Source organism: Roseomonas rosulenta (assembly GCF_016106005.1).
Taxonomy (GTDB): Bacteria; Pseudomonadota; Alphaproteobacteria; order Acetobacterales; family Acetobacteraceae; genus Neoroseomonas; species Neoroseomonas rosulenta.
The window spans coordinates 1-21,754 of sequence record NZ_JACADR010000055.1 but is presented as its reverse complement, the minus strand read 5'-3'; the positions used below and the strand labels follow the sequence as shown (position 1 = coordinate 21,754).

Annotated in this window: 23 protein-coding genes; 4 read left to right on the top strand and 19 right to left on the bottom strand. The window is 67.9% G+C overall.

What is annotated here, in order from left to right; translation table 11 throughout:
• Nucleotides 1-1,718: tetratricopeptide repeat protein (locus HW578_RS09635; protein WP_198370342.1), on the top strand; the 1,718-nt coding region annotated here is incomplete at its 5' end.
• A 3-nt stretch (nucleotides 1,719-1,721) separates the two neighbouring features.
• On the opposite strand, the gene HW578_RS09630 is transcribed toward HW578_RS09635, so the two are convergent.
• The 6 genes from HW578_RS09630 to HW578_RS09605 all read right to left on the bottom strand — a co-directional run bounded on the left by HW578_RS09630 (nucleotide 1,722) and on the right by HW578_RS09605 (nucleotide 5,139).
• Nucleotides 1,722-2,192 (bottom strand): surface-adhesin E family protein, encoded by a 471-nt coding sequence (locus HW578_RS09630; protein WP_198370341.1) that lies wholly within the window; start codon nucleotides 2,190-2,192, stop codon nucleotides 1,722-1,724.
• Nucleotides 2,189-2,341: a hypothetical protein gene (locus HW578_RS09625; RefSeq protein WP_198370340.1), complete on the bottom strand. Its 153-nt coding sequence runs from the start codon at nucleotides 2,339-2,341 to the stop codon at nucleotides 2,189-2,191. The genes HW578_RS09630 and HW578_RS09625 overlap by 4 nt, the downstream gene beginning before the upstream one ends.
• Before the next feature lie 254 nt (nucleotides 2,342-2,595).
• The gene (locus tag HW578_RS09620; protein WP_198370339.1) at nucleotides 2,596-2,937 is read right to left on the bottom strand and encodes a hypothetical protein; all 342 of its coding nucleotides are present in this window, start codon (nucleotides 2,935-2,937) and stop codon (nucleotides 2,596-2,598) included.
• A 583-nt stretch (nucleotides 2,938-3,520) separates the two neighbouring features.
• Complete coding sequence (locus HW578_RS09615; protein ID WP_232478828.1) at nucleotides 3,521-3,895, bottom strand: hypothetical protein; 375 nt, start codon at nucleotides 3,893-3,895, stop codon at nucleotides 3,521-3,523.
• Nucleotides 3,896-4,240: 345 nt separating this feature from the next.
• Complete coding sequence (locus HW578_RS09610; RefSeq protein WP_198370337.1) at nucleotides 4,241-4,912, bottom strand: MT-A70 family methyltransferase; 672 nt, start codon at nucleotides 4,910-4,912, stop codon at nucleotides 4,241-4,243.
• Nucleotides 4,909-5,139 carry a hypothetical protein gene (locus tag HW578_RS09605; RefSeq protein WP_198370336.1) on the bottom strand — a complete coding sequence of 77 codons (231 nt, stop codon included), beginning with the start codon at nucleotides 5,137-5,139 and terminating at the stop codon, nucleotides 4,909-4,911. Before HW578_RS09605 ends, HW578_RS09610 begins: the two co-directional genes overlap by 4 nt.
• Before the next feature lie 119 nt (nucleotides 5,140-5,258).
• On the opposite strand from HW578_RS09605, the gene HW578_RS09600 reads away from it, so the two are divergent.
• Entirely contained in the window at nucleotides 5,259-6,617 is a 1,359-nt protein-coding gene (locus tag HW578_RS09600; protein WP_198370335.1) for an HNH endonuclease, read from the top strand.
• Nucleotides 6,618-6,686: 69 nt separating this feature from the next.
• Here the strand turns inward: HW578_RS09600 and HW578_RS09595 are convergent, their stop codons facing one another.
• The 13 genes from HW578_RS09595 to HW578_RS09535 all read right to left on the bottom strand — a co-directional run bounded on the left by HW578_RS09595 (nucleotide 6,687) and on the right by HW578_RS09535 (nucleotide 19,161).
• On the bottom strand, nucleotides 6,687-7,097 hold the full coding sequence (locus tag HW578_RS09595; RefSeq protein WP_198370334.1) for a hypothetical protein: 411 nt from the start codon (nucleotides 7,095-7,097) through the stop codon (nucleotides 6,687-6,689).
• A gap of 16 nt (nucleotides 7,098-7,113) precedes the next feature.
• Complete coding sequence (locus HW578_RS09590) at nucleotides 7,114-7,362, bottom strand: hypothetical protein (protein WP_198370333.1); 249 nt, start codon at nucleotides 7,360-7,362, stop codon at nucleotides 7,114-7,116.
• A gap of 23 nt (nucleotides 7,363-7,385) precedes the next feature.
• Nucleotides 7,386-8,051: a hypothetical protein gene (locus tag HW578_RS09585; RefSeq protein ID WP_198370332.1), complete on the bottom strand. Its 666-nt coding sequence runs from the start codon at nucleotides 8,049-8,051 to the stop codon at nucleotides 7,386-7,388.
• Nucleotides 8,052-8,457: 406 nt separating this feature from the next.
• Complete coding sequence (locus HW578_RS09580) at nucleotides 8,458-10,236, bottom strand: GmrSD restriction endonuclease domain-containing protein (protein WP_198370331.1); 1,779 nt, start codon at nucleotides 10,234-10,236, stop codon at nucleotides 8,458-8,460.
• A gap of 19 nt (nucleotides 10,237-10,255) precedes the next feature.
• Nucleotides 10,256-10,558 carry a hypothetical protein gene (locus HW578_RS09575; protein WP_198370330.1) on the bottom strand — a complete coding sequence of 101 codons (303 nt, stop codon included), beginning with the start codon at nucleotides 10,556-10,558 and terminating at the stop codon, nucleotides 10,256-10,258.
• Entirely contained in the window at nucleotides 10,558-10,992 is a 435-nt protein-coding gene (locus HW578_RS09570) for a hypothetical protein (protein ID WP_198370329.1), read from the bottom strand. Before HW578_RS09570 ends, HW578_RS09575 begins: the two co-directional genes overlap by 1 nt.
• A 523-nt stretch (nucleotides 10,993-11,515) precedes the next feature.
• A complete protein-coding gene (locus tag HW578_RS09565; RefSeq protein WP_198370328.1) occupies nucleotides 11,516-13,099 on the bottom strand; it encodes an AAA family ATPase in 1,584 nt (527 codons plus the stop codon).
• A gap of 177 nt (nucleotides 13,100-13,276) precedes the next feature.
• Nucleotides 13,277-13,903 (bottom strand): hypothetical protein, encoded by a 627-nt coding sequence (locus HW578_RS09560; protein ID WP_198370327.1) that lies wholly within the window; start codon nucleotides 13,901-13,903, stop codon nucleotides 13,277-13,279.
• Nucleotides 13,904-13,917: 14 nt separating this feature from the next.
• Nucleotides 13,918-14,211, bottom strand: a complete 294-nt coding sequence (locus tag HW578_RS09555) for a hypothetical protein (RefSeq protein WP_198370326.1) — start codon at nucleotides 14,209-14,211, stop codon at nucleotides 13,918-13,920.
• 90 nt (nucleotides 14,212-14,301) lie between these two features.
• Nucleotides 14,302-14,997 (bottom strand): hypothetical protein, encoded by a 696-nt coding sequence (locus HW578_RS09550; protein WP_198370325.1) that lies wholly within the window; start codon nucleotides 14,995-14,997, stop codon nucleotides 14,302-14,304.
• Nucleotides 14,994-16,151 carry a tyrosine-type recombinase/integrase gene (locus HW578_RS28410; protein WP_198370324.1) on the bottom strand — a complete coding sequence of 386 codons (1,158 nt, stop codon included), beginning with the start codon at nucleotides 16,149-16,151 and terminating at the stop codon, nucleotides 14,994-14,996. The genes HW578_RS09550 and HW578_RS28410 overlap by 4 nt, the downstream gene beginning before the upstream one ends.
• Nucleotides 16,152-16,298: 147 nt before the next feature.
• Nucleotides 16,299-17,810 carry an aldehyde dehydrogenase family protein gene (locus tag HW578_RS09540; RefSeq protein ID WP_198370323.1) on the bottom strand — a complete coding sequence of 504 codons (1,512 nt, stop codon included), beginning with the start codon at nucleotides 17,808-17,810 and terminating at the stop codon, nucleotides 16,299-16,301.
• A 73-nt stretch (nucleotides 17,811-17,883) separates the two neighbouring features.
• A complete protein-coding gene (locus HW578_RS09535) occupies nucleotides 17,884-19,161 on the bottom strand; it encodes a type VI secretion system contractile sheath domain-containing protein (protein WP_198370322.1) in 1,278 nt (425 codons plus the stop codon).
• A gap of 132 nt (nucleotides 19,162-19,293) precedes the next feature.
• Here HW578_RS09535 and HW578_RS09530 point away from each other — a divergent pair, with 132 nt between their 5' ends.
• A complete protein-coding gene (locus HW578_RS09530) occupies nucleotides 19,294-20,499 on the top strand; it encodes a CaiB/BaiF CoA transferase family protein (protein WP_198370321.1) in 1,206 nt (401 codons plus the stop codon).
• 27 nt (nucleotides 20,500-20,526) lie between these two features.
• A complete protein-coding gene (locus HW578_RS09525; protein ID WP_198370320.1) occupies nucleotides 20,527-21,363 on the top strand; it encodes an alpha/beta fold hydrolase in 837 nt (278 codons plus the stop codon).
• The last annotated feature ends 391 nt before the right edge of the window (nucleotides 21,364-21,754 follow it).

Here is a 21,754-nt window from a genome sequence, read left to right as displayed (position 1 = left end):
CGGCGCTCGCCCGGCGCCTGGCCGGGGCGGATCCGCAGGCGGATGCCCGGGTGCGGGTTCTCCAAAGGCTCGGGCTGCACCGGGAGGCCGTCGGGCTGATCGGGGAGTGGATCAGGCGTCAGCCGCGGCAGCCGCTGCCGCGGCGGCGCCTCGCGGCATCGCTTGTCGCGATGGGCCAGCGCGGCCGCGCCGTGCTCGCGCTGCGGGCGGCCGTCAGCCTGGGGCCGCTGCCCTTCGCGTTGCATGCCCGGCTGGTCCTGCTGCTGCGGCGCCTGCGGCGGCGCGAAGAAGCGGTTCAGGCGGCCGAGACCGCGCGCGCGGCACTGCCCGAGAGCGCCGCGGTCGAGGCGCTGCTGGGCGAGGCGCTGCTCGCGGCGGATCGGAAGGACGCCGCGGCTGAGGCCTTCGCCCGCGCGCTGGCGCTTGACCCGGCTGATCCCGCCGCGCGCCGCGGCCAGGCGGTGACGGCCGATCCGGGTGGCCGGGAGGATCCCCCGGGGCCGGCGCTGGCCCAGCTGCTCGCCGCGATGGCGGCCGCACCGGCGCCGGAGCCGGACTGGCACGCGCTGCTCGACCTGCTCGAGGACCAGGACAGGCCGGCCGCGTCCCTGGCGGTGGCGGCGACGGCGGTGGAAGCGGTGCCGGCGCCGGAACTGCTGGCGCGCCTAGCAAGGTTGCGTCTGGCCGTGGGCGACGTCGCCGGGGCCGAGGCGGCGTGGCGCCGGGTGACCGAGCTCGCACCGGACGATGCCGCTGGGTGGATGGGCCTCTTTGATCTGCTGGCCGGCCAGCAGCGCCAGGCCGAGGCTGCCGCGGTGGCGGCACAGGCGGCCGGCCTGCGCCCGGACGATCCGCGGATCCTGCTGCGCAGCGGGGCATTGGCGCTGGCCGCAGGTGATCCCGTCGGCGCGGAGCGGATGGCGCGGCGCGCGGTCGCGCTCGACCCGCTGAACGCGGAGGCGCATCTGCTGCTGGCGGAAGCCTTGTGGCGCCAGCATCGCGGGCGCGATGCGGTGCGCGCGGCCGAGGCGGGGCTCGACGCCGTGCCTGGAAGTACGGCGATCGGGGTGCGGCTGGGCTTCCTGCACCTGCTGCAGGATGCTCCGGCCGCGGCCGCGGAGGCCTTCCGCGCGGTGACGCGCCAGCCGGACGCCACGCCGCAGGCTTGGCTCGGCCTGACTGATGCGCTGTGGCGCGCCGGGCGCGTGGAGCAAGCCGAGGCGGCCGCGCGTGAGGGGCTGTCCGCGCATCCGCGCCACGTCGAGCTGCGCACGCGGCTGGGGCAACTGCTGCTGGCGAGTGGGGATGCCGAGGCGGCGCGCGCAGCCCTGGCCGAGGTGGTGGCCGAGGACCCCGGCTCCGAGGTGGTCCAGCTGGCCATGGCGGATGCGCTGTGGCGCCAGGGGCGCCGCGCCGAGGCGCTGGCGGCGGCGCGGGAGGTCGCGGCGGCATCGCCTGACCAGCCGGCCGTCGCCACGCGGCTCGGCCACCTGCTGCTGGAGAAGGGCGATGTCGATGAGGCGGCAGCGCAGTTCGAGCGCGCGATCGCCCTGAAGCCCGACCTTGTTCCGGCCTGGACCGGGCTGTGCGACGCTGAGCGCATTCGCAAGCGGATCAAGCCGGCGATCGAGGCCTATCGCCGGGCCGAGGCGCTGGGCATGGACCGCGTCACGCGGCGGATGCTGCGCTTCCGCCTGTTCGGCGAGCTGGAGGAATAGCCCCTACAGCCCGCAGGCTGCATCCAGGAAGGATCCGCCCAGCGTGCCGGGTTCGGCGGGGCGGAAGCCGGCGCCGCGGGGGCGTTCGGCATGCACCGGGTCCTGTGCGTTCGGCCGCGCGAACCATGCCCCTTCGATCGGGCGCCACTGCCGTGCGGCGCAGCGGTACTCGCCGAGGAAGCGGACCGATTGCGCGCGGCCGCCGGTCTCGGGGATCGGGATGGATTCCCGCAGGTTCAGCAGGATCCAGGCGCGACGGACGGGGCCGGTCGCGACCAGCCCGCGGATCTGAACATAGCCGTCGACGATGTCGCCGGTTGTGTGGAGTGAGGGGATCGCGCGCCATCCGACCGGCGGCGGTGGCGTGGGCGCTGCCGCCTCCGGCGGCGGCGCCTCGTTGGCACAGCCGGCCAGGAGCAAGGCGAGTACGGCCGCGCGCCCGAGTGACGCGCGAGTGGCGCGCGGGCGGGTCACGCCATGTTCACCATGATGGTCTTCTTGTGCGTAAGGCCATAACGGACAGAAAACTGGGAAAAATCCGTGTCGGGGGACAATCCGGGGGTAATAATCCCGGTGGCGATCTGGGTCGGCACGGCGGCGGTGGGGGTGGGGATCGTGACCATGACGGGATGCTGCACTCCCATACGCTCACGGGCAACCGGGCTGGGCGCCCGAGGCGGTCCCGCCGCCAGCCGGCCGGGTTCCGGGACCACCGCGCCCTTGGCCAGGACTGCGCCGTGACGGCCGTCGGGGTGCGCCCCGGTCCATCCGACCGGCCAGCACCGGGACCGGGTTCCCTGGCCAGCCCTGGCCAAGGAAATTGGAGGGCGCCACCGGGCCACGGGTGGCGAGCACCACGTGGCCCGGGGCTGGTGGATCAGAACTCCGGGGAACCGCCCGGCAGGTTGAGCCCGGGGTGCTTGGGCCGCGCGATATGGATGCGAGATTCGAGCAGGCAGCGCGTCGTCTCCGTGTCGACCTGGTAGCCGAGGACGGCCTCGGCCTGCGCGACGACGAACGCCTGCGGCGCGATGGCGCCCTCATTCATGGCGACCTCGAAGTCCTGCTCCACGTCGACGACGTCAAACAGCAGGCCGTGGTCGGTGACCTTCGGAGAGTGCAGGCGGCCGGCGCGCGCCAGGGTGTAGAACTTGGCGATCAGCTCTTCCTCCTTGGTGAGGAGGAGGTGCGGCTCGGTGTGGATGTTGGCGATGGTCATGGTGTAGTAGGCTCCTTCGGATCAAGGAGCCGACGCGCCGCGGGCGCCGACCCCTGAGGGACGCCTGCAAGCGAAAGCCGATGGCTGCTTGGGAGCGAGGTGCCGCGGCACCCGCGTCTGAAGGACAGGCAGAGGTTATCGCGCCAGCCTTGCCAGAGTCAAAACCGGTCTTGCAGGCCAAGCCGATGGACATTCAGCGCCGGCGAGCCGCGCGACCAGCGCATGCGCGGCCTCACCCATCCTACGTATAGCGGTCAGGCCTCAACCGTATAGCGGTCAGGCCTCAACGCCAGGGAGCGCCGTGGACGGGTCGAGGGCGGCCGCCGGTGTCGTTGGACCGGGCGGGCGTGGAAAGCCCGTCCCTGGCGCTCCCCGGCGCAGGACGGACCCGGCCCAACGGGCGAGGGGTGCGGGGGGATGAACCGGGCCGCCCCGTCAAGCCCTGCCTGTACCACGCGAGCTGTCCGGTGGGGTGCCGGGCCTGTGGCGAACAGCTCGGCCTCGATCTCCGCGCGTTGTCGATCGGCTGTGCGACCATCGAGGGGTGCACCTTCTGCGCATTGTCGACGGCGGGTAGCCCGCTCTACGGATTTGCTGTCGACCGACTCATGTCGTTCACGTCGGTGAAGCCGCAGTTCTGAACCATCCGAGTGCGCGTCGCGGTGTTCTGAAGCAGGGCGCCATCGATTGGGCGGCCATCTCGAAACTCGACGAAGAAGCGCGTGAATCCTGCATACCCGCCCATTCGATTTCGGCTGTTCACTGCGCCACAAACTCCGGTGACGTTGCCTTCGCGCGACGCGAAGTCAAACCGGAAGCGCGCTGATTCTGGGTCAATCAGGAGTTCGCGGATATAAGGCTCGGATAGTCGGCGTAGGTTCTCAGGTACATTACGATCAAGCGTCCTGCGTTCGAATTCGGCGCGGCGAGAGTCGTCCAGTGCCCGGGCATCGCGCATCCATTGCGATGTTCCGTCGCTCTGGGGCGCAGATGGCCCAGCCAGATTTTTCGCGCCAATTGGCGCACAGCCCGCTGCCAAGGGTCCGATCACGGCTACTGCACAGGCCCATTTCTGCCGCATCCACCATGATTCCCCTTGATGGCCGCCCGATCCGGCCGGCGATCTGAGAGGCTATCGGCGATTCGGCGGCACTCGCAACGTTGATAGCGCCCGGATGGCGCGTTGTGGCCGCATGTCAAGCGCGGCGCACGCAGGGTTGCCGCGCACCAAGGTGACTGCGTGCTTGCCCTCCTTGATGTGCTGCTCCGCCGCGTCGCCGCAAGCAATTAATGGGTCCTGAGCCTAGTCCGCTTCGATTGGCAGCGCGCGCTGACGGCTAACGCCGGAGTGATTGGCGTAGGTGTTCCAAGTCGGCGCGTAGTCTTCATCTGCTTGATTGCCCCAAACTGACCAACCCGGTCGAAGCCCGCGCGCAAAGAGCTCGATACGCGGACCGGGGCTGCACGCCTCGATGATTGGAAATATCTCGTCGGGCTTTCTGCTGTGTTCCCGCTTTTGTGTTGCGAGAAGGTTCACTTGGCGCCGCCCCGGTGCCAACGTCCGTGCGTTCTTTCCCTTCACGCCGAACAACAGAAGCTCCGTCACGTTGCGGAAGTAAAATCCGACTCCTCGTCCATCTGAGCCACCGTCCTTCCGCACCTTGTGCCAGACGATGTTGCTCTTGTATTGAAAGCCCCAAGCGCGCAGAACCGATAAGCCCTCCGGCAGCAAGGCATTTGGAACCCACAAATAACAATGTGCCGCCGGGGCAAGTAGATCAGCTACTGGCAAGCTACAAATATCTTCCAGTGTCATCGTTTCGTATCGTGATAGCCGCCGATGCTCTGGAGCCATCTTGCCGGTGCGATTGGTGAACCTCCAGGGTGGGTCTGCAAGCACTGTGGCAAATCGCTTTTCACGCGCGAAGGCCCGAAGGTCAGCCGCCGCTTCGTGCTCTGGACGACTAGCCGTCATCGTTGTTCCCCTTGTTCACCTTTGGCCGTGCGGGTCTGCTCGTAGTGCTCCCACACCTCAACAAACAGCTCGTTCGGTTCGATGCCGCGCATCGCCGCGAGCGCCTTGAAACGCCGCTTTACCCCTATCGGGATGCGGATTTGCAAAGGCTCCTTCGCATTACCGCCGCCAGTTGCATCCATCCCTGGCAATCGCGGCTGCCCCGACTCGTTCCTGGCGGCGTTCATAAGCGCATGCACTCATGCAAACATGCTCGCCGTCAATCATTGACGGCATGCAGCCGAATTTTGTGCGCGATCTGTTTCCGAATCGAGCGGCTGCAAAATGGAAGTGATATGCGGGATCAATGCCATCACCCGCTGGTCCACATCTCCCAGGAAGCTTCACCAAGAACTTCGCTTGGCATGGCAAAGGCCTTCTCAAGCTGCACGAAGGGATTCGTCGAGGATTTTCCAGTAACCTGCAGCCCGTAACGCGACAGGCATTTCGCAGTGCATGCGGTCTAGATGATGCCGGGTTCCTGCTCGCCGCAAACTTCTTCCTCTTCAACACGCCTGTCGGGCCCAATAACATCATTCCTGTTGACGAGTTAGTGCGGCAAGCGGTGCAGGAGCCGCATTCATCTGCATTCGACAGGCTCGGCCTATTTGTGCTGAACCTGTCGCTCGGTGGCCGGCGCGTCGGCAACAACGTTGGCAACGAGTATCCGACGCAATGGGCCAATGAGTTCGTCAGACAATCCCTGTGGCAGGCAGGACGCTGGCAGCGAGGCGCTCTCGAAGAGTCAGGGATGGATTCGTTTCTGGCGTCTCGCATTCGCGCTGGGGCGCCCGCGAAGCGCAAGATGCGGTCCAACTACCGCCACATCTTCGAACTCGTTCGCTACCTTCCCAATCCGCCGGGGCCAATCGACTCTGACCCGCAGAGTTGGGCAGCGGGCGCGCTATTTACGGCTTGGGATCGACGAGGGCTAACAGCTAGTTCACCACGTCAAACGGCCGCATCCCTCATTGCCGCGTCTATTGCGGAGGAAGACTACAAGCTTCTCGGAATCACGGTTGAAGAATTTCGCGAACTCGCCGAGCCCATCGCAGGCCAATATGAGCTAGCGCGGGGCCTCCAGAGATTGCAGCCCACTGTTCATCGAACGGGTGGCGCGACGACCGCAGTAGCTACGGCTTCTGGCGCGACTGGTCCGACCATCTCCGCGCCACGCGCAATCGCGCCCCTTTCCGCTCCGACCTCGGCCGCAGCCGCCGACCTGAGTTGGCTGACGACTGCCTCCGCTACCGACGCGGCGGTTGCCCGGCAAATCGAGCAGCGCCTCGCGCAGAAGCGCAATCAGCTCCTCGCGATGAGGCTAAAGGCGCACTACGGACACACGTGCATGGCGTGCGGCTCGAGGTTGGCCGTCGGCCTCGATCCAGAACGCTTCTATTCGGAGGCCGCCCACATCAAGCCGCTTGGCAAGCCGCACGACGGACCTGATTCTCCCGACAACATGATCGTGCTGTGCCCTAACCACCATCTGCAGTTTGACCGCGGAATCGTGTCCCTTGAGGCCACTCGCGGAGGCTTCCGATTCGTTTCCCATATCCCGAAAGATCCGATCCATCATCGGGCGCTGACGCTTGAACCGGGCCACGCCTTGGATGCGTCTTGCGTCACATGGCACGCGTCTCTCTTTCGCTCCAAGACCACATAGCCCGAAGCTCGACGAATAGTGCGCGTCGACGCTCTTCGGCGTTGACGGCCGAAGTCCGGTTTCAGTGCCTCAACCCCGCATCCGCTGCTCCACCTGATCCAGCGTCAGCGGCCGCATGGTGTCGGCTTCGCGCAGCGTGCCGGTGCCGTCGACCAGCAGCACCAGCGCATCACCGTCTCGCAAGCGCGTGCCGACGCCGAGCAGCACGGCGGCGCCGCTCGCCTCCTTCGTCGGCACGAACCGCCAGCGAGGCCCGTGCGGCGAGTGCTCGGCGTGTCGGCGCAGCAGTTCCGCAGCGTAGCAATCGACGGCACGCCAAACCTGGGGCGACGGATCGCGCCGGACCTTGGCCGGCGGCACCAAGGGCGCGGCAGAGCGCGGGACGAGGCGGTACGACGCGGCGATAGCCGCGGCAGCGGCCCGTTTCGCCCGCTGCTGGCTATGCAGGCGCGCGGTGCGTCCAAACGGATCGTAGGACATGGAGGTTCTCCTTCGGTCAGGCGCGCGACGAGGCGCTGGGGTTGAGGGCGTTCGCGATCCGCCGCGCCGGGCGGTCGCTACCGCTGTCGCGGCGGATCGCGGCTTCTGCACGTGTGGCGGCGAGTTCGGCGCGGGTGGCGTTCAGGCTGAGCCGCAAGACAGCGATCTCGGCCTGCAACTGCGCCTTCGCCATGGCGATCTCCTCGCCGACGAAGATGCGGATCGCGACGAGCATTGCCTCATCGCGAGGCATGAAGGTGTCCACGAGGACGTCGTCACTTGGTGTAGTCATCGCGGTACCTCCTTCGTGGGCTTGGGCTGAAGCGTCGGGGCGTCGTCGCTGCGGTAGATGACGAGGACGGCGGCACCGCTCGTATTCCGCGCGTGTCGCGCCGGCGGCGCGAGATAGTCGGCGATGCTGCCGGCGATGGCGTCGAGGTGCGCGTCGATGGGTTCGCCGGCACCGAGCGGCCAGCGCGTCCAGTCGCGGATCGACGGAACGGAAGTGCCGAGCAGCGCGCGATGCGCCATGTGCCGCGCCGCGTGCCACGTGGGCCGGGATTCGTCGTCTGGGCACGCCTCGACGACCGCATGGCCGGCGGGATGCTCCGCCACCTCCCACAATTCGACGGCCGCGCGGACGATCAGCGCGGCGAGCGCGTGCGCCGAGATGCCGACGTCGTTGTGATGCTGTTCGTCTTCGAGATCGAGGCCCTGCGTTCCGGCCGCCGGCAGCGTGATCGTGAGGTTCCGCAGATCGTAGAGCATGTGCCGCGCCCAGGCCGGCCAAAAGCCGTTGGCGCAGATCGTGATTCGCGGCAGCGTGGTGATGTTCTGCGGCGGGTCGAAGTGCCGCCAGAGCCTGGTGAGCGTGCGGTCGGCAACGCTCTGCTGGTGCCGAATGGCGGCGCGCTGGTCGACGGGGACGAGGAAGTCAGGCGGGCTGAAGTTCATGTTCGGGTGTCGGGGGCCGATGCGGGGAGACGCCGCGGAACCCGGCGGGGCTGTGGTGGGTGGCATGTGCTGGATGACCTTCCGGATCGGTCCGTGGCCCAGGCGGCCGGGACCGTCCGATACGTCTCCTGACTGGTGCGCCGAAGCACTGGAAACCGGCCGGTGACGACGTGGAACCGGGGACCGCTTCCCCTGCGCCGTGGACGGGTTCCGGGGGCGCCCGATGGGGAAGGGACCGGGGCGGCGCGGGAACCCGTCCACGGCGCAGGGGACGGGGCGCGCGGGGGTATCCATAGCGGCCGATCCCCCAGACCCGAGGGAGTGCCGGGGGGCGACGATTACGTGCCTGGGTTCGCTACGGGGCGCGAGCAGGAAGCTCACGCCTGCGCGGCGGGCTGTCGCCCGCTTAGGAGGCTGCGGCCGAAACCGCAGCGACCGGCGGTGCTGTCGACAGCATTTCCGTCAGCTTGGCGCGAAGGAGGTCGCGACGCGCCTTATGGAAGTCTTCGAAGCCAACCAGTTCGTCGGGGATCGCGCCGAGTAGATGCTTCTCTCGGTAGTGCTTGCGAGCCGTCTCATCCGGGAAACGCTGCGTGAGCCATGCGGCGGGGAGAGTCGCTTGCTTCTCGATGTTGGCCGCTCCCTCGAGCAGCTGAAGATTGGGAAGCTGATTCGCATGGCGGCAGAACGCATCGATGCGATCTTCTGGGATGCCGGCCTTGCTCAACCGCGCGCGCGTGAAGCGCGAAGCCGGGAACACATGATCGATGTGGAACTGATTGCGCAGATCCACGAACGGGAACAGCAGCGACAGCAGCGCAAACATCCGTTTGTCGCCGTACTCCATGTGAAGAAGGTCTTCGATCTCGGCTGCCTCGAAATTCAGGGTCTTGCTCCGTTGCGCCATGACCTGCCGCAAGTCTGTGACGGGAAACGAGGTCTCTCCATGTGCGCGGATCGTGTCGCGCAGCGCGGTCAGCAAGGTGTCGAGGCCGCTTCCCCAGATGCCGGAGGCCTTCAAGAGCGAACGGATCAGCCAGCCTCGTATTGCTTCCCGATCCGCTGCGTGCTGGCTATGGGTCACATAGTTCGCAGGCGGGTTCCGTCGATAAGGGTAGTAGGCGATGGGGAGCAATGCGCTGTCTGCGCGCAAGGTTTGCCCGTTGAGACCGAAGCTGGCAGCAAGCTCAATCGTCTGCAGAAGCGCGATGCGGATTGCGGGCCAGTTCGCTTCCAGCGCCGCCATATTCGTGCTGGTAAAATTCTCGACCTTGAACCCGACGCTGGCGATGTCGGCTAGCATCAGTCCGGCTTTCAGGACGAAATCCTGACTGAGATTGAAGCCTGCACCAATGCGATTGAGATCATCGACCAACTTGTGAATCTCGGCGCGAGCATCGATCTGCTTCCACTGAGCGACAGCGATGCTCAGAAGGAGATCGGAGTACGACAGCACGGTTCCGCCCGAATTCAGCCGAATGAAAATGTTGAGCACGCGCTCGACGTCTTGCGCCTCTTCCTCGTAGTAATTGATCAGATTGTGCGTATGCACGACGCGATGAAGGCGATCCAAGGTGTGGTACGCTTTCATAAGCGCTTCACCCTCAAGGCCGCGCGCCATGAGTCCGCTGAGCATGGACGGCCCGTCTGCCATCCCGAGGATATCCGGCACTTTGAACCAGTGGGAGTTCTCGTCTCGCGCCACTTGAGCGTCATCGAGGAATTTGAATCGGTAGATGGCGCCGTCTTCGTCAGGCTCCTGCGCAGCCAAAAGGTCCAGGCGCAGCAGCCGAACGGGAAAGGCGTCGGAGTTCGTCCACCACTTGTTTGGCTGCTTGATTGCCATCGATCCACGAAGACCGATGTTTAGGGCGGTGAGGCGCTGCTGTCCGTCCAGCACCGCCGTGACGCTTTGGTGGTGCATGATGCCGAGTTCGGGACAGTGCGCGGCGTCGCGCTGGTGGTAGTTCAGAACAAAATCGTAGAACTTGAACTTGCCGCTCGTCGACGCTTCGACCCGCCAAAACAGGAAGGTCCCGAAGGGATACCCCTGCATCAGACTGTCGAATAGGCGCTCGATCTGCTCGGGCTTCCAGACGAACTCGCGCTGGATCGCGGGCAGGACGTAGCTCTTGTTCTGGATGCGCTTCAGCGCGTCCGCGATAGTCCCACCCGGCTTGTACATGCTTCCCCGCGATGCGTGATTACCGCCTAAAGATGTCGGCTTTCCAAGCGGGCCTCAAGTACATCGCGCGGTGAATTTGTGCGATCTGTTCGCGTGCTTCCGGCGTAATTTGGAGCATCGTGCCGAGCAGATCAAACTCCGCAGCATGCAGGTCGGCCGTCGCTAGGTCGCGGGACATCTTCGCTGCCAGGACGCAGTAGCGCTCAAGAAGCGGGCTCTCGTCGGCAGGGAACCGGTCGGCCGAGAATGAGCCGACGACCTCGCGCCAGATCGCCGCGGCGCCGTGTTCCAGACCCGGTGGGGGTTCACGCAGCCCGCGCATCAGCTGTCGAGAGCCGATGTGTCGCTGTCGGTCGGGGTGGCGTGCGCGCGCCACGGCGGCGGGATCACGGATGCTGAATCGCCGTGCAATGTCGGCACGTCGAACAGCGGCGGCGTCGCCGACTGGTCGGCCTCGGCGCGTGCGATGGGTGAGAGGCGAAGGTTGCGCGCGAGCTTCAGCATCAGCTCGACGGCCCGACTGTAACTGGTCACCGTCGCCGCAGCGGACGGGTCGATCTCCATGCGCCGCAATTCGGCGCAGGCGATGGCGTAGGCGCAGAGCAAGCGGCTGTCTGCCGTCGTGAAGAACCCTGGTCGGGACGCGACCGCCTCGGCGAAGGCGCGCTTCGCTTCCGCGTTCAGATGTGCGGGCGGATGCAGGTCGGCGGCGGGGCGAGGTGCGCCGCGGCGAATGTGAGCGCGAAGCTGTGGCACGATTTTCTGCTCCTCACGAACGACGGCCGGGGCGATTTTCCGGGTATTCGGTGAAGGCCGAGTCCCCCCGTCGGTTTGGGTGATCCGAGCCAGGTTTCGGATTCCCCCCCCTTGGGTAAGCCGGCGGGACCGCCTGCCCGGACGGCTCCGGCCACCATACCGACGCGCGCACGAGTTAGGACTGCCCCAGAGGCGCCGCGCGCTGCTGCTGCACCGGGCCGAGGCCGCGCGCACGACGGGCAGCAGGGCGCCGCCGCGGTGGCCGAGCCGGTGGGTGCCGGGGGGCCGGGTGGTCTGGCCGTGGTGCCGTGCGCCGAGGCGTGGATTGCCGCGCGGGCCGGAACGCCCTGGCGTGCGTGGGTTGCGTGGATCAGGCGTGGGTTTAGGCGTGGGTTCCAGAAACCCACGCCTCGGCCTACGGCACACCCTGCCGGCAAACTGTGGTCGTGGAACTCCGCCGCTGACGCGGCGTCCATGCCGGCGTGGGCTGCGTGGTTCACCCCGGGCACCCGGCCCGCACCGATCAGAACGGCAGATCGTCGTCATCGGCCGTACCGTCGCCGGCCGCCTGCTCGGCTGCGCTCAGTGCGTCGCGGTCCACGAACAGCCCCGACGCCTCGGCTCCGCTCGGTCGCGGCCGCGTATACTTTTCCTCGCGGACGACGCCACTGCTGACCCAGCCGTCCAGCGCGGCTTTGACCACCGGCTCAGGCAGTCCCAGGTGTTCCGCGAGCACCGGCACGACGCGCCTATTGCCGTTCTTTTGACCATACCGCGTCCAACGCTCACCCGGTGATGGCTCGCGGGCGATGATCCGCAGCGCCGCAAGCTTCTGCGTTGCGGTCAGCCCCTGATGCGGCTGCTGTTCCCGCTGCACCAGATAGACTCGGCGCAGCACCTGGACCGTGTCGCCATCCGGTCGGTACTCGTCGCCGTTCTGCAGCGGGACACCCTCGAAGCGAAACCACGTGGACGAGGCGCGCGGAAGATAGTTCTCCTTGGCCGACACGAGAGCGACGTAGAAGCTGCGCTGCTCGTCGGAGATTTTGGGTTCGAACGTGGCGGCGATCTTCTTGTCCATCGGCATCAGCGCGAACGCGGCACGCGCGGCATCCGTGATGACGACAGCGCCGCGCGCGGCACCCGAAACCTCGCGCCCCGAGCCGTCCGTGCCAGATCCCTTGCGCGTATGGTGCAGCACCAGGATCGCGCAGTTTGCCTGCTCGCCGATGCCGACAAGTGTTTGAAGCACAGTGTCCATCGCCTCGTTCGAGTTCTCCGGCACGTTGTGCGTGCGGAGCAGCGGATCGACGACCAGCAGGCGCACGTCGTTTGCCCGACAGAATGCGACGACGCTTTCGCAAGCCTGCTCGTTGATCTCCGCCTCGGCACCCGCCTTGCCGATCTTCATGTTGACGAGGTGCGGCTTCTCGGTCGCGAACAGGATCTTGCGGCCGTCGCCGAGGTCCACATTCGACAACGGCATGTCGAGGGAGTTGTGATACCAGGTGGTCGCGGCCTTCATGCGGCGGTCGAACTCCTTACGGTCGTCCTCCAGCTGCATGAACCACACGCTGCCCAGCCGATGCACCCGCCAGCCTAACAGCGGCAGTCCGGTCGCCACCGACAACCCGGCGCCGATGGCGAGCGATGTTTTGCCGCCCGCCCCGGCACCAATCAGCACGGTCACGCCGCCTTCGATCAGCAGGCGCTCCATCAGCCAGGGCCGAGGCGGAGGGTTCAGGGCGTCCAGATCGACGGACTGCGCTCGCCGCTGCCAGTGGCTTTCTATCTGCTCCTTGCGCCGCTGCTCGCCTAGCTGGCGCGCCTTCTCAAGTTCTTGTCGTAGCCATTCCCTGGCGCGTTCGCTACGACGTCGCTCGACGAGCTGCTCCAGGTCAGCAAGAGAGCAACCGAATTCACGACTAGCGCAGACATACGCTTCGCGGCGTTCTTCCGATGGGAAACGGTCGCTTGCCATCGCGTCTACGAGTTGATTGAGCGTCTTGAATTCTAGCGCGTATTCGGGAGCATCACCGGGCGCAACGGCCGCTGAGAGATTTTCGTTGACCTCGACCTCTGCGTCGCCGTTCACGTCATCCGGCATGGGCGACCTCCGCTCCTGCTGCCTACGAGATTCCTTTTCCCTGCTACGGCTCCACGTCGGGTGCCACCCACGCGGGGCTTATTCTGCGCGAGACTCACCTCTGGGCTTCCCGCACAATGTCCAGGCGTGCGCGGATCGGCGGCAACGCGCCGTTCCTGACAGCGTCGGTCGCGCCTGTCATGGCATCACCCAGAACGGGATCGGCTGCTTGGCGAACTTCCAGCCGGTGCGCGCAAGGCGCTGGTGCATCGCGGCATCTTCTGACACCGGCCACGACAGGACGTCGATTGCTGCTGGATGGTAGGACCCCACCCCGAGCACGACGCCTCGGCGATCTGCCAAGCGCAGGGCGGCTTCGAAGGCAATCGCGTAAACCAGCGCGTCTCTGTGCGGGTCCACTCCGGTCTCGATGCCGCGTGCGTCGATGTAGGGCGCATTCCACTGCACGCCTCTAGGACCGCCGCCCCTCAGCGCCACAACCTTCGACTGGTGATCCTCAAGGGGCGGCAAGCGATACGACGTGCCGCCGCGCGCCGGCATCAAGCGCATCGGCGCCAGGACCTTCCGGCGTACGGACAGGGTGGCCTCGCGATGCTTGTCGCCGTCGTAGCGTCCCTTCGGATTGCGCCACTTCGGGTGCGTCAATTCGGTAATGTGCGTCAGTTCTTCGCTGCTGATGCCGGGCAGTCGATGCATGCCGCCGAGGGCCTGCACCAGCGCGTTGCGGCGGGGTTCGAGTGCTTCGAGGCCCTCTATGACGAACGGCGCGGCGGGTGCCGGGGGGCCGGCGGGTGCGTGGCTCATTGTGCCGCGCCCCCTCAGCCGACGTTGCGCTGAAGCGCCGCGCGCGTCGCGGCACGTGCCGAAGCACGCGCGGCAGCGCGGTCGAGCAGGAACCGCTCAAGGACGGCGCGGTTCCACAAGTGGCGACCGCCGACGACAGCGGGTTCGGGCAGGTCGCCGGCGCGGGTGGCCCGATACACAGCGTAGCGCGACGGCGCGACGCCGGCCGCCACGAGCGCATCTGCATCGAGCCATTCGCGAGGGGGCGGCAGGGAGGCGGTGGTGTGATCGGGAGGATCGGCGGTGGCGTGGGCGGGGTGCCGGGGCATCTTTGGTCCTCGCTGGGTGACGGGGACGCCACGGTAGGAACCGCCGAGCGGGCAGGTCTCAACCGACGTGAGGGTTGTTGAATGTGCTGATTACGTAACGGAAAAGGAGGCCGTTGGGACTAATGTTTCGAGGTCAATTTTCTTATCCGCTGCGATCTTCTTGATCGTCCGCGTGATCGAGCCAGTGTGCTGATTGCTGAGGTCGGGTATTTCGTTTCGCAACTGCTCGGCAACGGCTGAGAGGTTCAACCTACGATTTCTTCCGCGGGTGGTGGTAGGAGCCAGAACCAAGACGCGTTCCCAGATGCGCTTATTGCGCTCGGCGTAGCTTTTGCGCGCTGCCTCGCCGGCGTTCTGAGGCCCTTGCAACCGCTTCTTGCGCTCATCTGCTATTCGCTCCTCCGCCTGCCGACGCTCGGCCTGGACCTTGGCCTCTGTTTCTGCCCGCTCGGCTTCAATCCGTTCTTCTGCCTGCTGGCGCGCGGCTTCGACCTTGGCCTCTGCTTCTGCCCGCTCGGCCGCCTCGCGTTCCTCCGTTTGCCGACGCTCGGCCTCGAGTTGGAAGTCGCGGAACGCTTGGTAAAGCGAAAGGAAGGCATCGGTGTCGCCCCGTTCGAGAGCGCCGAGCGCCTCACGCGCATGGCTGACGGCCCCCCGAAGCGCGAAGTTAATGCCCGCTGCGGGATGTTGCGGGGCCTCGGGAACGAACCCGCCAATGGCCGGCACTCGCCCAACCTTGTCGAGAAATGCTCGCAGGCGTTTCGCCGCGATCTCGTGTGCGGTCACGACACCACCCCTGAGACGTGATCCGCCCACTTCACCAGCGCGTCGCGCATCTCGGCGCTGTAGTCGTGCCTGTCGTAAACGCGGCGCAGTCGCGGCGGTGCGTGGTTCAGCACTCGGTCGATGATGTCGGGGCGGACGCCGAGTCGGGCGAGGCCCGAGGCGCAAGTCCGGCGCAAATCGTGCGGCGTCCATCCCTCGGTCTTGCTCAGGCGCTGAATGTCCTCCACGGCTCGCGACCACCCCTTGAACGGGATCGACGCATGGCGGCCGGGGAACAGCACGTCGCCCGTGTGCGGCGCCTGAGCGATGAGGTCTGCGGCGAGCGGCGACAGCGGCACCCGGTGCGCCCGGCCGGCCTTGGTCCGCTCGGCCGGGAGCAGCAACGCCACGGGGCTGGCATCACTGTCGCGCTCAACCTCGCCCTGGGTCAGACCGTTGACCTCCTCCCGCCGGCAGCCGGTCAGGAGCAGCACCCGCAGCACCCGGCCGGCAGGCTCGCGGCCCTCGCACGCCGCCCAGACGGCCTTGATCTCCGCGTCGGTCAGGATGCGCTCGCGCGGGCCATTCGCGGCGGGACGGTCAAGGCCGCCGGGGCAGGGATGGGTCTCGATGTGCCCGCGCTGGTGCAGCCAGTTGATGGCGGCGCTGAGCATGGCGGCAACGCGCGCAGCCGTGGCCGGGCTGCCGCCCTTGCTCATGGGCGCACCCTCCACCTTCGCGCGGCCGCCCGCCACGGCATCCACCACGGCCTGCAAGTCCCGGCGGTGCAGCCGGGCCAGGGGCACGGAGCCGAGCGTCGGCCGAGCAAATCGGTCCAGCAGCCATTTCACCTGGCCGGGGTCGCGCGCGGTGGCCTCCAAATGCGTCAAGTATTGGTCCAGGCCCTCGCCGAACGTGCCAGCGGGGGTGGTGACGTGGCCCTGTTCAATGGCCCCCATACGCACCCGGACGGCGGTGCGGGCATCGGCCAGGGACAGGGCAGGCCACGCGCCCAGGCGCTGCTTGTGCCGGCGCCCGTTGCGCATGGCGACGAGCCAGAAAGTCAGCCCGCGATCCCGCTTGCGGGCCACGAGGCCCGGCATCAGCAGATCGGGGGTGTCGGTATTGGGCGGGAGCGACCGCAGCATGCGGTCGTTCAATGCGGTGGCGGGCACGCGGGCCTCCTCGGCCGGGGGGGGGGGGGGGTAAACCGGGGGCAATGGAGGCGCAACAAGGCGCAACCCACCGCCACCCGGCGCCACCGGTTTACCGCCAGATACCGCGCAAATTCAACTACATAAGTGACGGAGCGCAGTGCCCCGTCAGGCCATGTTCACCATGATGGTCTTCTTGTGCGTGAAGTGCTCGAGCATCGCCTCGAGCGAGGCTTCCTTGCCGAGGCCGGAGGACTTCACGCCGCCATAGGAGAGGTTCGCCTGGACCACCAGGTTCTGGTTGATCTGCACCAGGCCCGCCTCCAGCCGGTGCGCGAGGTCGAGACCCACCTTCAGATTGTTGGTCCAGAGGCTTGCGGCGAGGCCGTAGTCGGAATCATTCGCTTCGGCCAGCACGGCCTCGGGGTCGTCGAAGGGTTGGATGACGGTGACGGGGCCGAAGATTTCTTCCCGCACCAGGCGGCTGTCCTTGGTGAGCCCGGTGAAGATCACGGGCTGGATGAACAGGCCCTTCCTCAACGCCGGGTCGGTCGGCATGGCGGAACAGACATGCGCGGTCGCGCCAGGCGTGGCGGTGCCCTCGGCGATGTAGGCGCGCACCTTTTCTAGTTGGCCTTCGCTGACGATGGTGCCGATGTCGGTCTTCTCGTCGAGCGGGTCGCCCATGACCATGCCGTTCACAGCATCGGTCATCGCCTTCACGAAGCGGTCGAAGATCGGGCGCTCGACATAGATGCGCGACGCCGCGGTGCAGGACTGGCCCTGGCGGGTGAAGCGCATCGAGGTGAGCGCGCCGGAGACGGTCTTGTCGAAGTCGCAGTCCGCGAAGACGATCATCGGCGACTTGCCGCCCAGTTCGAGCGTGACCGGGATCAGCTTCTCGGCCGCGGCGCGCGCCACGATCTTGCCCGTCTCGACGCTGCCGGTGAAGGTCACCTTGCGCACCAGCGGATGCGTGACCAGCGGTGCGCCGCATTCGGGCCCGAAGCCGCTCACCATGTTGAAGACGCCGGGCGGCAGGATGCGGTTCATGATCTCGCAGATGCGCAGCACCGCGAGGGGGGCTTCTTCGGCCGACTTCACCACAACGCTGTTGCCCGCCACCAGCGCAGGGGCGACCTTCAGCGCCATCAGCAGCATCGGCACGTTCCAGGGGATGATCGCACCCACCACGCCGAGCGGCTCGCGCACGGTCACGGACAGCACGTTGGGCGCGAAGGGCACGCTCTCGCCCTTCAGTTCGCTGCCCAGGCCGCCGAAGAATTCGAAGACGTCGGCGACGACATTCGCCTCGACGCGGGATTCGGTACGCAGCGCCTTGCCGGTTTCCAGCGCGATGAGGCGGCCGAGCTCGTCCACATGCTCCTTCAAAAGCTGCGCACACTGATGCACCAGGGCACCGCGCTTGCGCGCCGGGACCTTCGCCCAGTCCTTCTGCGCCTTCGCCGCGTTCTGCACGGCGGCATCGACATCGTCCGCGTCGCCTTCGGCCGCGCGCGCCACTTCCGCGCCGGTCGCGGGGTTCACCACGGCGAAGGTCTTGCCCGAGCGCGCCGGGACATAGGCGCCGCCGATGAAATGCACGCCCGAGAGGGCCTTCGCCAGCGCGAAGGGATCGGTGGACGGCGCGGCGGGGGTCGGGTGCGGGCGGTCGAGCATGGGGCGCTCCTGCAGGATCACGTGTTCGGCGCCAGCTTTAGACCCAGGAGGAGCGCGAGGGAACCGCCGTGCGTCAGCCCGCCGGCACCGCAACGACCAGTGGGAAGGGGCGCGAAAGCATGGCCATGCCGAGCACCGGGCGTGCCAGCAGCCGTACCCGCCACAGCGGCGCGCCCTCGCCTGGCGGCAGCAACTGCACGGTGCCTTCGAACAGAGGGAAGGCGCGCAGCGGACCGGGTTCGCCCGCGTGCCGCGCGACGATGCGCGCGAGCGCGGCCTCGATCGCGATCGCGGGCCGGCCGGCCGCGAGCCCGTCCCGCGCGGTCAGCCGCAGGGCGTGCAGCAGCTGCACCACAGACAGCGCGAACCAGGCGCGTGCAGCGATGGACGCATCGGCGGAGACCGCCAGGTTTTCGTAACGGCGCGCGCGATGCAGGGTCGGAGCGGAAAAGATCAGCGCGGCGGCCGGCAGGGCGGGGTCGGCGGGGACCAGATGGGGCGGATCCTGCGTGACGGGCAGGAAGCCGAGCGCGCCGAGGCGCACGTCCAGCGCATCGGCCGGCACGCGGCAGTCGAGCGAGCGCCGGTCGCCCCGCCCATCCGGCCCGGGGCCCAGATCGGCCGTGGGCAGGCCGTCGATCCGCCCGCCGCCCTCATGGCCCCACATCCACGTGCCGACGCCATGCGTCGCGGCGCTGCGGATGATGTTGCCCGCGACCAGCCACTCGGCTGGGAGCCAGCAATGCTGGGCGGGCGAGCTGCCGGATCGGATCAGGGCGCGCGGCAGGACCAGCGCGAGGTGGCGCGCCTCCGTCATGTCGCGCAGCGCCAGCCAGTCCGGCCGCCGGTGCAGCGGCGCGTCGGCGAGCTCCTCCGCCTTGCGCGCCGCTGCCCAGTCGGTCAGCCCGAACATGGCCGGGCTGGCCTGGGTCAGGCACAGCGCCGGCAACGCGGCGGCGATCCGGGCGAGGTCGGCCAGCGCGGCCACGTCCTCCGCGTCAGCCGACCAGGCGATGTCGACCAGGAGAAGGGCGAAGGGCTCGGCCGCGTCGATGCCGAAGACATCGTCATGCACGCGCTTGAACAGGATGGTCCTGTCGAAGCCCTCGGCGCGCGCGAGGTCGCGGCGCAGCATCTGCTCGGGGATGTCGAGTAGCCGGATGACCACGTGCTGCGCCCCGCCCGCCGCCGCGAGGAGGCGGTGCAAGCCGCGCCAGCGGGCCTCGAGCGCCAGCAGGCGCGGATCACCGAGGATGGCATCCGAGAGCGCCGCGATGCTGGCGTCGAGCGCGGCAAGTGCCAGTGCCGCGCGGTTCGCGGTGTCCAATCCGGTGGCTATGGCTTCCTTCATCGCCACAGGCTGCCATGCGCCCAAGGCGGATGCCATCGGCGCGCCTGGTCTCGACTGCCCACGCGCCGGGTTGCCCCCGCGCAGGGTGCCGACTAAGCCTGCCGGCCGAGACCCTTCCCCGGAGCAGCCTCAATGTCCCAGCCGCCCGGCCCGCTTTCGGGCCTTCGCGTCCTCGACCTCACCCGCGTCCTGGCGGGGCCGACCTGCACGCAGATGCTGGGTGACCTCGGCGCCGAGGTGATCAAGATCGAGCGCCCCGAGGCTGGAGACGACACCCGCGGCTTCGCCCCGCCGTTCTGGCCGGAGACGAAGGAGAGCGCCTACTTCCTCGGCGTGAACCGCAACAAGAAGTCGGTCACGCTCGACATGGCAAAGCCGGAGGCGCAGGCGATCATCCACCGTCTGCTCGAGACCACCGACATCCTGGTCGAGAACTTCAAGGTCGGCGCGCTGGCGAAGTACGGCCTGGGCTGGGACCAGCTGAAGGCGAAGTATCCGCGGCTGATCTACTGCTCGATCACCGGTTTCGGGCAGACCGGCCCCTATGCGCCGCGCCCCGGCTACGACGCGCTGATCCAGGCGATGGGCGGGGTGATGTCGCTGACCGGCGAACCCAACGGGAGCCCGCAGAAGGTCGGCATCCCGGTCGCCGACCTGTTCGCCGGGCTGTACGGCTGCATCGGCATCCTGGCCGCGCTGAACCATCGCACCGCGACGGGGCAGGGGCAGCAGATCGATATCGGCATGCTCGACACGCATGTCGCCTGGCTGGCGAACCAGGGGATGAACTACCTGTCCACGGGCGAGAACCCGCCGCGGCTGGGCAACCAGCATCCCAACATCAGCCCCTACCAGGAATTTCCGACCAAGGACGGCTACATCATCCTTGCGGTCGGCAACGACCCGACCTTCGAGCGCTTCTGCAAGGCCTTCGGTCAGGAGCACCTGCTGGCGGACGAGCGTTTCTCGACCAATCCGAAGCGCGTGGCGAACCGCGACCTGGTGACGGCCACGCTGACGCCCGTGATGAAGACCCGCACCACCACCGAATGGGTGGAGGCGCTGGAGGCGCAGAAGATCGGCTGCGGGCCCATCAACACGCTGGCCGACGTCTTCGCCGACCCCCATGTGCAGGCGCGCGAGATGACGCTCGAGATGCAGCACGGCTCCGGCGCGACCGTGAAGGTCATCGCCAATCCGGTGAAGCTCAGCGCGACGCCGCCCACCTATCGCATCGCGCCGCCGGTGCTGGGCGAACACACGGACGAGGTCCTGTCGGGCCTGCTCGGCATGTCCGCCGAGGAGATCGCCGCGCTGCGTGCCAAGGCAATCCTATAGCCGGCCCGGCGTCGGGAGGATCATGTGATGCGCGACGGCGCTGTGCGTTGGCTCTCGCCGGCCGGGTTCTTCACCCTGCGCTGGTGGGAATGGGGCCCGGCCGATGGCGCGCCGGTGGTCTGCGTGCATGGCCTCACGCGCAACGGGCGCGACTTCGATGCGCTCGCGCAGGCGCTGGGCGCGGCCGGGCGGCGGGTGATCTGCCCCGACCTGCCCGGGCGCGGCGCGTCTGACTGGCTGCCGGACCCGATGCTCTACCAGCCGCCGGTCTATATCGCGGCACTGTCCCACCTGCTCGCGCGCATCGATGGTCCGGTGGACTGGGTGGGCACGTCGCTGGGCGGCATCTGCGGCATGGCGATCGCGGCGACACCCGGGCATCCGATCCGACGCCTCGTGCTGAACGACATCGGCGCCTTCGTGCCGCAGGAAGCCATGGCGCGCATCCGCGACTACATGGGCCAGGAACCGGTGTTTCCAGACCTGGCCTCGCTGGAGGCGCATCTGCGCCTGGTGCATGCACCCTTCGGGCCGCTGAGCGACGCGCAGTGGCAGCACCTGGCCGAGACCTCGGCGCGGCGCGCGGATGGCGGGGTGGCGCTCCACTACGACCCCGCGATCGCACGACCCATCGTGGCGCAGGAGGCGCAGGCGCTCGACATGGCGGCGCTGTGGTCGGCGGTGCGGCTGCCCGTGCTGCTGATCCGCGGGGCCGAGAGCGACATCCTGCTGCCGGAGACGGCAGCCGAGATGGCAGCGCGGCCCAATGTGGAACTCGCGGAGATCGCCCGGGCCGGCCATGCGCCCGCGCTGGTGGACCCGGTGCAGATCGCCCTGGTGGCGGGCTTCCTGGCCCGGGCATGAGCGCCGGCGGCACCGGCTCGGCGCGCCTTCGGCACGCAGGCCGCGGCGTAGGTTCCATCAGCGCCCGGTCCAGCTCGCCATCGGCCGGCAACTCCGGGCCATTGACATAGGCCGTGCGCGCGCTGGCGAGGGCGGGCACGGAACCGGCGATGTCCTGTTGCGTTCAGGCGTGCCGGCTGGTCAGCAACGCCGCCAGCCGCACCTGTCACCATCGCGACGCGTCCGGCAAGCCCAAGCCAAGCCGCGGTCATCGGCGCTTCCTCTCCGGCGGGAGGCCGGCGCGGCCGTTCCGCGCCGTTCTCAGACGCGCCCGAAGCCCAGGCGCCGGCGCAGCTTCTGCCAGGCCGAGAGCGCATCCGCAGGCGCCGCGGGCAGCGGCGGCAGGCGCGCC